The 13,689-nt window shown below is 44.3% G+C and carries 8 protein-coding genes and 1 pseudogene; 3 read left to right on the top strand and 6 right to left on the bottom strand.

The features are described 5' to 3' along the window. From L1D11_RS05240 to L1D11_RS05230, 3 genes and pseudogenes are all read right to left on the bottom strand, one after another. A pseudogene (locus L1D11_RS05240) lies at positions 1–391 on the bottom strand (transposase); the annotation flags it as partial. 272 nt (positions 392–663) lie between these two features. Continuing rightward, a complete protein-coding gene (locus L1D11_RS05235) occupies positions 664–1,857 on the bottom strand; it encodes an acetate/propionate family kinase (protein ID WP_239834836.1) in 1,194 nt (397 codons plus the stop codon). A gap of 649 nt (positions 1,858–2,506) precedes the next feature. Then, positions 2,507–4,543 (bottom strand): DEAD/DEAH box helicase, encoded by a 2,037-nt coding sequence (locus L1D11_RS05230; protein ID WP_239834534.1) that lies wholly within the window; start codon positions 4,541–4,543, stop codon positions 2,507–2,509. 308 nt (positions 4,544–4,851) lie between these two features. Between L1D11_RS05230 and rnb the strand changes: the two genes are divergently transcribed. After that, positions 4,852–6,858 (top strand): exoribonuclease II, encoded by a 2,007-nt coding sequence (gene rnb / locus L1D11_RS05225; protein WP_239834535.1) that lies wholly within the window; start codon positions 4,852–4,854, stop codon positions 6,856–6,858. A 165-nt stretch (positions 6,859–7,023) separates the two neighbouring features. Beyond that, positions 7,024–7,854, top strand: coding sequence for an AraC family transcriptional regulator (locus L1D11_RS05220; protein WP_239834537.1), 831 nt, complete (start codon positions 7,024–7,026; stop codon positions 7,852–7,854). 96 nt (positions 7,855–7,950) lie between these two features. On the opposite strand, the gene L1D11_RS05215 is transcribed toward L1D11_RS05220, so the two are convergent. Then, positions 7,951–8,313, bottom strand: coding sequence for a DUF3024 domain-containing protein (locus L1D11_RS05215; protein WP_239834538.1), 363 nt, complete (start codon positions 8,311–8,313; stop codon positions 7,951–7,953). A gap of 253 nt (positions 8,314–8,566) precedes the next feature. Here L1D11_RS05215 and L1D11_RS05210 point away from each other — a divergent pair, with 253 nt between their 5' ends. Beyond that, entirely contained in the window at positions 8,567–9,382 is an 816-nt protein-coding gene (locus L1D11_RS05210; protein ID WP_239834540.1) for a phosphate ABC transporter substrate-binding protein, read from the top strand. 131 nt (positions 9,383–9,513) lie between these two features. Here the strand turns inward: L1D11_RS05210 and L1D11_RS05205 are convergent, their stop codons facing one another. Together L1D11_RS05205 and L1D11_RS05200 are read right to left on the bottom strand one after the other, a co-directional pair. Next, the gene (locus L1D11_RS05205; RefSeq protein ID WP_239834542.1) at positions 9,514–10,200 is read right to left on the bottom strand and encodes a MaoC family dehydratase; all 687 of its coding nucleotides are present in this window, start codon (positions 10,198–10,200) and stop codon (positions 9,514–9,516) included. Positions 10,201–10,533: 333 nt separating this feature from the next. Continuing rightward, the gene (locus L1D11_RS05200) at positions 10,534–13,686 is read right to left on the bottom strand and encodes an efflux RND transporter permease subunit (protein ID WP_239834714.1); all 3,153 of its coding nucleotides are present in this window, start codon (positions 13,684–13,686) and stop codon (positions 10,534–10,536) included. Positions 13,687–13,689: the final 3 nt, after the last annotated feature.

Genomic DNA, 13,689 nt, shown 5'->3' with positions numbered 1-13,689 from the left:
CGATGCTTAATCCAGTAATAAAACCCACTTCGTGAAACGCAGAACACCTTAGCCATGCGGATAACACTGAAGCACAGCAGGTGTTCGAGCATAAATTCGTAGCAATCTACTTTAGGTTTTTCGCGAAGTAGGTGGCGGCCTTTTTTACGATATCTAGCTCTTCAGCTTGCTCAGCCAATTGTCTTTTGAGTTTGGCCACTTCAGCGGCTAGATCTTTTTCTCGCTGACTGGTGCTGGTGTCGCTCTTAACTGCCTTACGCCAACCATAGATCTGGGATTCGTGTAATGACAGTTGCCTCGCTGCCGCAGCTACTCCSACTTTCTCTGCTAGCTTCAGGGCTTCTGCTTTAAATTCAGGGGAATGGATAATACGTTTTTTCTTGCTTGTCATGGTTCACCTCGTTAGTGATTGTACTCACTTAACTCGATGTCCAAAACTGCTGGTGCGGATCATTGCGACCATGTCCCTCATGTCGTATGGGCTTCGATACAAGATGATTCTTAAGACAGCACTCATAGCTTTCTGTTAATCCTGTGAATTTATAATAGAAAGAATGAGGAACTCGCAGTTTCCCATAAACTATCCCTCACAAGAAACAAAAAAGCGAGCCACATGGGCTCGCTTTTGAATTTTTTATGCTTTTGCTTAAGCAGTTACTTAGATTACAGAAGTTCTACCGACTGTTGAGCAATCACGAATTCTTCATTAGTTGGGATAACCATAGCTACTGCGTCTAGCATTTCAGACTTAGCGATGATGCCTTCAGCGCCAAAGCGAGCAGCCTCGTTACCTGCTACATCTTCAACGAAACCTAAAATCTTAAGGTTGTTTAGGATCTCACGACGAATTGGTAGAGAGTTCTCACCGATACCGCCAGTGAAGATGATGCCGTCTAAAGAATCTAACGTTGCAAGGTAAGAAGCAATGTATTTTGATACGCGGTAAGTAAACACTTCAAATGCTAACTTAGCACCTTCATGGCCCTCTTCCATTGCTTCTAAAATGCCACGAGCATCGCTCGTAAGACCAGACACGCCTAGGAAGCCAGACTCCTTGTTTAGAGAGTTAAATACTTGCTCTTGTGACCAGCCTTTCTTAAGTAGGTACTCGATAATGCCTGGATCTAAGTCACCACAACGTGTGCCCATCATAAGGCCAGAAAGTGGGGTGAAACCCATAGAAGTATCAACACTGTTACCGTCTTTGATAGCACATACAGACGCACCATTGCCTAGGTGAACAGAGATGAAGCTCGCCTCTTCGACTGGCTTGTTTACCATCTTCGCAGCTTCACGGCTAACGAAGTAGTGGCTCGTACCGTGGAAGCCGTAACGACGTACGCCGAAGTCTGTGTATAACTCTTTTGCAATTGCACCAGTGAATGCACGTTGAGGCATTGTTTGGTGAAAAGCCGTATCAAATACAGCAAATTGAGGTAGAGAAGGGAAAGCTTCAATCGCAGCACGGATGCCGATAGCACCTGCTGGGTTATGAAGTGGAGCTAGGTCAGATAGGCTTTCAATTTCGTTCGTTACTTCTTCAGTAATACGAACTGTTTGAGTGAACTTCTCGCCACCGTGAACGATACGGTGACCGATAGCCACGATATCAGCAGTGAAGCCTAGAACTTCCATCAGGCCAACCAATTTGCCAATAGCAACCTTGTGGTGGCTACCTTCACCCTGAATAGCAATTTCAGTTTTCTCGCCTTGGTATTTCCAGCTCATGCGAGCATCTTCAAGACCAAAACACTCCCCTAAGCCACTCAACACTGCTTCACCAGAAACAGAATCAATGACAGCAAATTTTAGGGATGAACTACCCGAGTTAATAACCAGAACAAACGAATTAGACATTGGATATGGATCCTGTTTCATTACGAATTAGATGAAGTATTTACTTCAATTTTAGTTAAGCCCATTATTCAATAATTTTTTAATCTTTCAACTTTTGTTTTTAAAAAATCACTAAATGAACACAATTAAGTTGATCTTAGTCATCATTTTATTTATTTCGAGAGAAAAATTAAAAAATAGTTGAATATGAAAATGAACAAGCTGGCAACGCAAACGACTGCTTAATTATTTTAACTTGATTTGAGTGATCCGGTAGACGGTCAACATCATCAAATGAAGCGACAGCATTCGCCCCGTCTAACACTCTCCATTCTCTAGAAGTTGAGCCCTGCGTAAGCAGACTACACAGCAATTTAAGAGGCTTTTATTACTAATATCTCAACCTGTAGCACGTAATTTAAGGATAGCCTTACAAGGCTATACAGCTACGTTAACGGAGCAAGATAGAATGATTGCTCCCTTCATCCAGAAGTTAGAACAATCATTTCTAACTGGGTTACAGAGGTAATATCAATCTTGGCGTGAAGTAAGGTGCTTTAGTTATGCGCAGTGCGGTCGGAAGAATAAGCAAACAGGCACAAAAAAGCCGAGCATAATGCTCGGCTTTTAAATTCAGTGTCTAGACTAGAGCGTCTAAGCTAAAGGTTGATTAACCTTCGTTGCGCTCTGGACGACGACCACGGTTACCGCCGTTGCCATGGCCACGTTCGCCACGATAGTTGCCACGGTGATCGCCACCACGGTTACGGTCGAAACGACGTTCGCCATCACGTCCGCCAGCAGAGTTACCATCGCGAGCACCATCACGGTTGCCACGATATCCACCACGACCGCCTTCACGGTTACCATCACGGTTACCACGGTAACCGCCGCCATCACGACCGCCACGACCACGGTTGCCATCACGACCGCCACCGCCACGACGAGGCTCACGGAAGTCGTTGAAATCAACAACTACAGCGCCAGCTTCTTTTTGACGAATGCGAAGTTTGCTTAGCTTACCAGCAGTTTCAGAGTTCATTGCTTTTGGCAGTTGAACGTAGGTAGAACCTTGGTCTAGCTTGATAGCACCGATAGAACCTTTAGTTAGGCCTAGTTCGTTTGCTAGTGCGCCAACGATATCTTTAACCTGAACGCCTTGCTCACGGCCAACTTGTAGTTGGTAAGTATCCCAATCTTGAGTATTGAAGTTGCGACCACCACCGTCACGGCCGTTATCACGATCTTCACGACGCTCTTTGCGACGGTTCTTATCACGCTCAATAGCAGCGATCATTGGGTCTTCGCCAACGTAGAATAGTGGGCTCTTACCTTGCTGACGCTTAAGAAGCATTGCAGCTAAAGTAGCAGCATCAACTTCTAGAGACTCTTGAAGAGTAGAGATAAGACCTGCAAAGTTTTCTAGAGCTTTGCTTTCTTTCTCTGTTTCAAGTTCAGCGCCAAGCTTAGCAACACGTGCAGCAGCAACTTGGTCACGTAGAGGAAGTTGGATTTCTTCCATAGATGACTTAGTTACGCGCTCGATAGTACGAAGCATGCGAATTTGGTTAGTGCGAACTAATAGGATCGCTTTACCTTTACGTCCAGCACGGCCAGTACGACCAATACGGTGGATGTAAGATTCAACATCGAATGGGATGTCGTAGTTGAATACGTGAGTGATACGTGGAACATCAAGACCACGAGCTACAACGTCTGTTGCAACTAGGATGTCGATAACACCTTGTTTGATGTGATCAACAGTGCGCTCACGTAGAGACTGAGGAATATCACCGTGCAGTGCAGCAGCTTTAAAGCCACGTGCAGATAGCCAATCAGCTAGACGCTCAGTGTCTTGACGAGTACGTACGAATACGATTGACGCGTCAGTTTCTTCAGTTTCTAGAAGACGAGACATTGCTTCGTCTTTTTCTACGCCTTTAACAACCCAGAAGTTCTGCGCTACTTTATCAACTGTGTGGTTAGTACCAGCAACGTCAACTTTAGCCGGGTTACGTAGGTAACGATCAACAATAGTCTTAACCATTGGAGGCATAGTTGCAGAGAAAAGTACACGTTGTGCAGATTCTGGAGCTTGCTCTAGGATCCAAGTAACGTCATCTACGAAGCCCATTTTTAGCATTTCATCTGCTTCATCAAGAACAAATGTGTGTGCTTCATCTAGGTGTAGACGGTCACGAGTTAGTAAGTCTTTAACACGACCTGGAGTACCAACAACAATGTGAGCACCGCGGCTTAGAGCACGCATTTGGTCAACAATTGAAGCACCACCGTAGATTTCAATAACCTTAAGACCTTTAATATCACGGCCAAGGTTTTTGATTTCCGCAGCAACTTGAATCGCTAGCTCACGAGTAGGAGCCATGATGATTGCTTGTGGTTTGTGTTGGTTTAGGTTGATTTTGTTAAGTAAAGGCAGAGAGAATGCTGCTGTTTTACCAGTACCAGTCTGTGCTTTACCTAGTGCGTCACGGCCTTCAAGAAGAAGAGGAATAGCTGCTGCTTGGATTGGAGTCGGAGAAACGAAACCCATGCTATCAAGAGCTGAAAGAATGTTATCGTTTAGGGCTAATTCATTAAATTGAATTACAGATTCGGACATTGGGATCCCACTATATATAAGTAAACAAAAGGTCCCGGGAGCTCTATCAATTCCAATACTGATCCAATCAGATACTGATTCCATTCAGAGTTACGAAGCAGTAATAAAACACTTCAAGCCATTAGGGACGTCTAAGGGAGGCGGATTATTCCCTAAATGCATAAAAAAAGCCAGAAAAAATTGAAATACATCACATATTTTTCGGTTTTCTATCAATACTGGCTATCATATCGTCAAAACTTGATGAATATCTCGTCAGGGCGATAGAGTTCGACCAAATTGGTAGAGTTAAATAAGAGGGCAATTAATTTGCGCTCACTTCGGCTTTAAGTAGTAATCGGGCCTCGCAATGATTATAGTGTGCTCAATTGTTCTCGTTAGATAAAAGTAAGATGTTTCAAGATAATCCTCTACTCGCTCAGCTCAAGCAGCAAATCCAAGAAACCCTCCCTAAAAAGGAAGGTACTATCAAAGCCACTGAAAAAGGTTTTGGTTTTCTCGAAGTTGATAGCAAAACAAGCTTCTTTATCCCGCCTCCGTACATGAAGAAATGTGTGCACGGTGACAAGGTGATTGCCATCATTCGCACAGAGAAAGAGCGCGAAGTAGCAGAGCCTGAGGAATTGATTGAACAAGGCCTTACTCGCTTTATTGCGCGAGTTAAGCTTTTCAAAGGCCGATTGAACGTTGTTCCTGATCACCCGCAACTGAAAAAACTGCAACTTAAAGCAAAAGCAAAGAAGGGGCTAAACCCTGAAACGCTTAAAGAAGGTGATTGGGTTGTTGCTCATATCGTTCAACACCCATTAAAAGGTGACAACGGCTTCTTGGCTCAGATCTCTGAAAAAATCACAGACGCTGACGACAAGATTGCACCTTGGTGGGTAACGCTGGCACAGAACGACCTACCAAACAGCGAACCTGAAGGCATCGACAACTGGCTAATCAACGACGACGCCGATCTTGAACGTGTAGACATGACACACATCCCTTTTGTGACTATCGATGGCGAAAGCACAAAAGATATGGATGATGCGCTTTACGCGAAGAAGAAAGAGAACGGTGATTTTGAACTGACAATCGCAATTGCTGATCCTACCGCTTACATCTCTCCAGATGACGCGATGGATAAAGTGGCTCGCGAACGCGGCTTCACGATTTACCTACCAGGTCGTAATATCCCGATGTTACCTCGTGACCTTGCAGACAACCTATGTTCGCTTATAGAGAACGAAATTCGCCCTGCTCTATGCTGCACAGTAACGGTATCTAAAGATGGCGTTATCGGCGATGACATCAACTTCTTCGCTGCAAACATCAAATCTCACGCCCGCCTTGCTTACGACAACGTATCAGACTGGCTAGAAACAGGTGCATCAGAAAAATGGCAACCATCAGAAGAGATTGCTGCGATTGTTTCTGATCTTCACCAATTCGCTCAAGCACGTTCAGCATGGCGCTCAGCAAACGCTGTTGTGTTCCCAGATCGCCCTGACTACCGCTTTGAACTTAGCGAAGATAACGATGTTGTCGCTATCCACGCAGACATGCGTCGTAGCGCAAACAAGCTGGTAGAAGAATCAATGATCAGCGCAAACATCTGTGCAGGTCGAGTACTCAAAGAAAGCTTCAACCAAGGTGTATTTAACTGCCATTCTGGTTTCAAAGCAGAGAAGGTTTCAGACGTTCTTGAGTTAGTAAATCCGCAAGCGGAAACTCCGTTCACTGAAGAACAGATCATTTCTCTAGAAGGTTTTGCCACTCTGCGCCGTTGGTTAGGTTCTTTAGATAACAGCTACTACGACAATCGTATCCGTAAATTCCAAGCGTATAGCGAGATCAGCAATGAGCCTGCGCCACACTACGCGATGGGCTTAGATATTTACGCAACTTGGACTTCTCCAATTCGTAAATACGGCGACATGATTAACCACCGTATGCTAAAAGCGCACATCCTAGGTAAAGCGCCAATTCAAACACCAGATGAAACCATTGGTGATGAACTTGCCCTACACCGCCGTCACCATGGCATGGCTGAGCGTAATGTTGGCGATTGGTTGTATGCTCGTACTCTAGCGAATGCTCCAGCGGAAGAAACTCGCTTCCAAGCAGAGATCTTCGATATTAACCGCGCTGGTATGCGTGTACGCCTCCTAGAGAATGGTGCCGCTGCATTTATCCCTGGTTCTCTCATTCTTGATAATAAAGAAAGAATCGAGTGCAACAGTGATATAGGAACTGTATCTATCGATAAAGAAATGGTCTACAAACTGGGAGACGTTTTAGAAGTAGCTCTCTCTGAAGTTAATCAGGAAAACCGTAACTTAGTAGCTAAACCTACCCAAGTATTTGCGGACTTGCCTAGCGAGCCCGAGACAACAAACGAAACCGAAGCTTAATAGCTGTAAAAGTCAGGCCTTTCAAGGTTACGGTTTGCAAGGTCAAAAGCTTCAAAGGTTCACTTCTAAAGGCGCTAATAATTAGCGCCTTTTTTGTAAATGTCTCATGCTTAAACAATACTAAAATTAATAAGCAACTCGTTTACAACGTCAAAGAAGCACATTATGTCATCAATAACAGTTACTCAATTTAGAAACTTTATCCCCAGGAAACGAGAACGTTACCCCGCCTCTAAAAATGGTATTTTCATCGTTTCAAAAGGCAGTATTTCTTTCGTGCTCCCCGATGGCACCGAAGCCTCATTGCAGGCAGGCGACTTCGCACTTTATAACTCCGGCCAGATTAAAGACATCACAGTAGATACAGAAAACGGCGAATTCAGCGCAACCTGCTTAGATTTTGATTTAGATATTTTCCAGAAGTTCATCAACAAATTTAGTGACCTAGAATCCACTCGAGTCCCCAACCAGTACATCAAATTCAACCAAACCGATGCCGAGATCTGCGAACTGAAAGACCTCATCATGTCATTAGCTCATTCTTCAACTAAAAATGACTACGCACTCACTCAATTAGGGTTAGGTTTGCTTTCACTAATGGTCGAACAATATCCTGCTCTGCTGGTTATCATCGCACGTGCTTCAAGATTAACAGTGACGCAAAAAGTCATTCACTACATTGAACAAAATATTGAAAATAATATCTCTTTAGACACACTAGCTAGCTATATGGGAATATCGCCAGCCACACTGAAACGTCGTTTATCGGCTGAAGATCTTTCGTTTTCAAACCTATTGAAGATTAAGCGTATTGCTCATGCCGCAACGCAGCTGAGAACGTCGACCAAATCCATTACTCAAATCGCTTATGAATCTGGCTTTAAGAGCGCTGCGCATTTCAGTACCGCCTTTAAAACGTATCATGGAAAAACACCGAAAGATTTTCGATCACTTATCGCACAATCTCAATTGCAAAGCGTGAAACCACAGGTTTAAAGAAGTGAAATAAATTGAGGTGAAAAATTTGGTTTCGGCACATCGCAGCCGATAAGTTTATACGTTGCACCACCGGCTAAGAAATAAGGTTGGTGGCTATGACCAAAAGTACGATTTGGGATCTTTTTCAATTTCAGACAACACTGCTTCAAGGTCTTTCGATTTAGGAAGATACGGGTAAGGTCCCCAAGCCACAGTATCAGACTGTGCATCCTCTTCTAATGGCACTGTAATCTGCCAACATGCTGACGGCTCATCAAAAGTCACGTAGGCGACCTCATTTGTATAATCACTATGGGATGAGTCGAGTAGATAATGCGCCTGAGAAAACAGCACCCCCCCCTCATACGCTTCATAAAGGGATTTACCTAGCTCGACAGGTAAACTGCTATTCCGAGAAGTACAGAGCCTCTCAGCCCCAATTAAAAGACGATTCAGTTCAATATGAATGATGGACATAACACCCCTTGTAACTTCGTAGAAACTTCTAAGTAGTGAAACCCTCTCCTTATCTTAGGACTCAACCAACATTTTAGCGAACAAGCGTAAATAAAATCCCCGCACGGCTCCCAGAAACGAATCCTTTTTTTGCAAACCCAACTACCTTCCACCCATCAAACTAACAACGACATATCGAGCATATAGAATTTCACAAAAATGTCATACAACCGACCTATCATAGCAGGCAAATATTATTAACTAGGAGTTGTTTATGTTACGAGTCGCGCTTGCCTCTCTTTTATCCTTAGCCCTGTCTTCTCACACTGCTTTTGCACAAGAAACCAATATTTCGGGCTCCACTTCTGTATCACGAGTGATGGATGTATTAGCTGAGGAGTACAACAAGACTCACCCTAATAACTATGTTGCGGTTCAAGGCATTGGTTCTACAGCGGGTATTACCATGGTTCATAAAGGTGTGGCTGACATCGGTATGAGCTCGCGTTATTTAACCGACCGCGAGCAGGATGAGGAATTGAAGGTATTCCCAATTGCCTTTGACGGCCTAGCAGTCGTGACCAATCGCTCAAATAGTGTAAGTAACGTTACACGTGAACAGTTATTCGATATCTACAAAGGCAAAATAACAAACTGGAAAGCAGTAGGCGGTGCGGATCAACCTATCGCTGTCGTGACTCGTGAAGCTTCTTCTGGTTCGCGCTACAGCTTCGAGAGCTTACTTGGTTTAACCAAAATCATTAATGATCGTCTAGTGTCTGATATCAACCCAAATAACTTGGTTGTTAACAGCAACAGCATGGTTAAAACGATTGTTAACCATAACCCTCATGCCATTGGTTTTATCTCGGTCGGTTCGATCGACCGTTCAATCAAAGCAATCACATTTGAAGGCGTAGAGCCGACATCTAAGAACATTGCCAACCATAGTTATGAACTGGCTCGTCCATTCTTATTGCTACACAAGAGAGACTCAGTTTCTGACGAGAGCAAGGACTTCATCAAATTCGTGAAGTCAAAGCAAGGACAAGATCTTATCGAAGAATACGGCTATACCCGTATTAAGTAAGCGAAGTGCTTTAAATAACCGGAGCGCTTTAAGTTATATTCAAGAAGTCGATTTGATATGACGCAAACAAAAAGAGAGCATTAAGCTCTCTCTTTTTTTGGATCTTTATAAGTCGCTTCGTTACAAGCCACTTAGAAGTGCAGTTGAATCACTGAAACGATAACGGCACCAGGGCGACGAACACCTTCGATTTCTACGCGGATCTCGCGTTCAATCTCTAGACCTTTCTTAATTGGTGTTACTTTCGTTAATCTACTTTTTGCGCGAACGTTGCTGCCCGATTTTACAGGGTATGGGAAACGAACTTGGTTAAGGCCAATGTTCACAACCATTTTAGCCGTTGGGAATTGAGACTTGTCAGGATCAACACTGTCAGTCAGTCGAGGAAGCAAAGACAATGTCAAAAAACCATGTGCAATGGTTGTTTTGAACGGAGAGTCTTTTTCAGCCTTAGAAGGCTCAGTATGGATCCACTGCATGTCTTCAGTAACAAGGCCGAACTGGTTAATACGGTCTTGGCTTACATTGATCCAGTCACCAGTATGGATGACTTCACCAATCTGCTGATTCAACTCATCAAACACAAGCTGTGCTTCTGGCTTTAAAACGATCAGCTGTTCTACCGGCATTTCTGGTGCATCTTCATTGACAGCAGGTTTGTGGTGATCACGAACCCATGCAAAGAAATGGCTATTTTGCGTGCGATTTAGAAAGTCACCCCAGTAATCTCTAAGAGCTGGAGACATCCATTGCATAAACTCTGAGTGTTGCGAAGACATGCTATCGCCTCGGTGTTTAAATAAATCAATGACTTTCATAAGAACCTCAATGCACAAAAAATTTCAATATAACAAGGTAATTTTGAAACACTTCACACTATTGTGCAAATGTTTTCGAGCATACACCCGTTAGCTGAACCTTGTTAATTCCAAATTAAACAACGACTTAATAATAAAACATCATTTTATTACAAAACTAAATTTAGAGCGTTAACTCTATAAAATAATAAACATTTGATTATATAAATAGCAGTTTTATTCATTAGTGGAATAAAAAAGGCTTAGCGCAATGCTAAGCCTCAGTTTTGATAAGGGATTTATTTTCCAAGAGACTTACTTTTAAAAAAGCAATTTCCCAAGAAATCACATTCCTTATTCGTCATCAAGTGGAATCAGTTTGGTATTACCGCCATGCGCCTTCTCACGCTTACGTTGCACGAATGCATAGAAGCCTGGAATTAGGAACGTACCCGCTAACAACACACATAGCAGACCACCAATCAGTGAAATACCAAGAGAGTTTTGGCTCACGTGACCAGCACCAGCTGCAAAAATGAGCGGGAAGATACCTAAGATAAACGACCAAGACGTCATGTTCACAGCACGGAAACGCAATGTACCCCCCTTCACGGCTGCATCTTCGATTGGTGCGTCTTTCTCTTCACGCTCAACTTTCGCGAATTCCACAATCAAGATTGCGTTCTTCGCGGCCAAGGCTATCAAGAGAACCAAACCTATTTGCGCATACAAGTTTAGCGGTGTTCCGGTGAGGTTCAGTGCCAAAAAGGACCCCAGAGTCGCGACCGGAACAACCAAGATAATGGCAAGCGGGATCGTCCAGCTCTCATACTGAGCTACCATGAACAAGTAAATAAAGATCAGTGCCAATGCGAAGGCAAAGATAGCTTGGTTACCCGCTAGAACCTCTTGGTAAGCCATGCCAGTCCACTCGTACTGGTAACCTTGTGGAAGAACTTCTGCCGCAACTCGTTCCATTGCCGCAATAGCATCACCACTTGAGTAACCTGGTGCTGGTTGGCCTTGGATTACCGCACTACGGTACATGTTGTAACGCCATGCGACATCTGGTTCAAAGATCTGATCGTAAGTTACAAGCGTACTTAGCGGGATCATCTCGCCAGCAGAAGAGCGTACGTGGAATCGTTGCAGGTCATCCATGCTGCTACGGTGTTCACTGTCTGCTTGCATGGTTACACGGAAGTTCTTACCAAACATGGTGAAATCATTCACGTACAACGAACCGAGGTTACCTTGCAGCGTTTGGAAGATTTCCGACAGTGGAATACCTAACTGCTGCGCTTTCTCACGGTCAATGTCGACATAGTAGTGAGGTACGTTAGCGCGGAAAGTACTGAATGTATGCGAAATCTCAGGCTGTTTGCTCGCCTCCGCAATCACGTCATTCATCACCATAGCAAGGTCAGTACGGCTTCGGCCTAGCGTATCTTCAAGTACAAACTCGAAACCAGACGCGGCACCCATGCCCGGAACAGCAGGAGGCCCCATCGCAAACACGACGGCTTGAGGCAGTTCAGTCGCAGCGCGACCATTAATACGCTGCGAGATAGCCTGAGCAGAGTGTTGACCATCTAACGCATTACGCATGTCCCAATCGTGAAGCTTGATGAACATTGACGCACCATTCGACGCAGAAGCGCCCGTCATAAATGCGTAGCCGTTTACGAGTGTTACACCATCAACACCAGGCTCTTGTTCAACCATTTCAAGTAGTTGCTTAGTCACTTCTTCCGTACGAGACAAGGATGCCGCGTCAGGAAGCTGAACGTTAACCAGCAAAATACCTTTATCTTCTTGAGGTACAAACGCGGTAGACGTTGTCTTCGCAAAGTAAGTCACTGCCGCTAAAGCCACGAAGAAGAAAGTAAATAGCAGAACGCCTTTCTTAACTAAGAAGCCAGCCACTTGACCGTATTTTTTAGTAACAGATTCTAGACCACGGTTAAATGCTTGGTACCAACGCGCCGTATTACCACCACCCTGCTTAAGAACCAGTGAACACAATGCAGGTGATAGCGTTAGTGCGTTAATCGAAGAAATAACAACCGCGATACAGATAGTCAGAGCGAACTGACGGTACATGATGCCAGTAATACCCGGAAGCATTGCAACAGGGATGAATACCGCAAGTAGTACCAGGGTTGAAGTAATGATCGGACCCGTTACTTCTTTCATTGCAATGAGCGTAGCTTTACGTGGTGAGATGGTAGGGTCTTTAGCCATCGTGGTATCAACGTTCTCGATAACCAAGATCGCATCATCTACTACAATACCAATCGCCAATATCAAACCAAACAGGGTGACCGTGTTAATGGTAAAGCCCGTCATCTGCATGATGGCAAACGTACCGATCAAGGAGACAGGAATCGCGACTACAGGGATCAAGGTTGCACGCGCACTACCCAAGAACAGGTAAGTAACTGCGATAACGAGCAAAATAGCTTCGATCAGCGTTTTTACTACGCCTTTGATTGACTCAGCAACGAAAACTGTGGTGTCGTAACTCGCTTCATAAGCAACACCTTCAGGGAAGTTTTTGCTTAGGTTATCTAGCATCGCCATCACCGCTTTACCACTTTCCAGAGCATTGGCGTCTGACTGAAGTGACAGCGTTACGATTGAAGCGTCTTGACCACGGTATTTACCATTGCCGTCGTAGAACTTTTTACCAAGCTCAACACGTGCAATGTCTTTTAAGTAAACCGTTGAACCATCTTGAGTTGCGCGAAGTACAACGTTCTCAAACTCATCCGCCGTTTCCAGTCGGCCTTTTGTTACCAAGTTGAACTGTACTTCTTGTGCGTTGTTATAAGGTGCTGCGCCAATGCGACCAGCAGCAACCTGAACGTTCTGTTCCGCCAAAGCACGGTTAACGTCAGAAGTAGTGATATTGAGGTTAGCCATTTTCTCAGGGTCTAACCAAACACGCATCGCGTATTCACCACCACCCAACACGTTAACTTCACTGATGCCCTTCACACGAGCCAGTTGGTCTTTAATGTTTAGGTTAACGTAGTTGATCAGGAATTGATCGTCGTACTCACCATTTGGAGAGTAGAAGTTCAATACCATCAAAAGGTCTGGTGAACGCTTTTTAACGGTGACACCGACCATTCGAACTTCTTGCGGAAGCTTCGATTCGATTTGAGCAACTCGGTTCTGAACGTTGACCTGTGCCATATCTGGGTCAGTACCAACATCAAAAGTCACGTTAAGGTTGTATGAACCATCGTTAGCACTCTTAGAAGACATGTAGATCATATCTTCAACGCCGTTAACCGACGTTTCTATGGGGTCGGCTATCGCCTGTTCCACAACTTCAGCACTTGCGCCCGTGTAGAAAGCAGACACACTTACCGAAGGTGGGCTAATTTTTGGGTATTCCGCCACAGGCAAGATAGCGAGAGAGATCGCACCTGCCAGCGTCAATATTATGGATATAACAAGGGCAAACTTAGGCCTTTGAATAAAGAAACGACTTAACATATC

Origin of the sequence: Vibrio sp. Isolate32, from assembly GCF_022397955.1 — a bacterium.
Lineage (GTDB): Bacteria > Pseudomonadota > Gammaproteobacteria > Enterobacterales > Vibrionaceae > Vibrio.
Note: the sequence above shows the minus strand (reverse complement) of the source record. Positions and strands in the feature narration are given on the sequence as shown.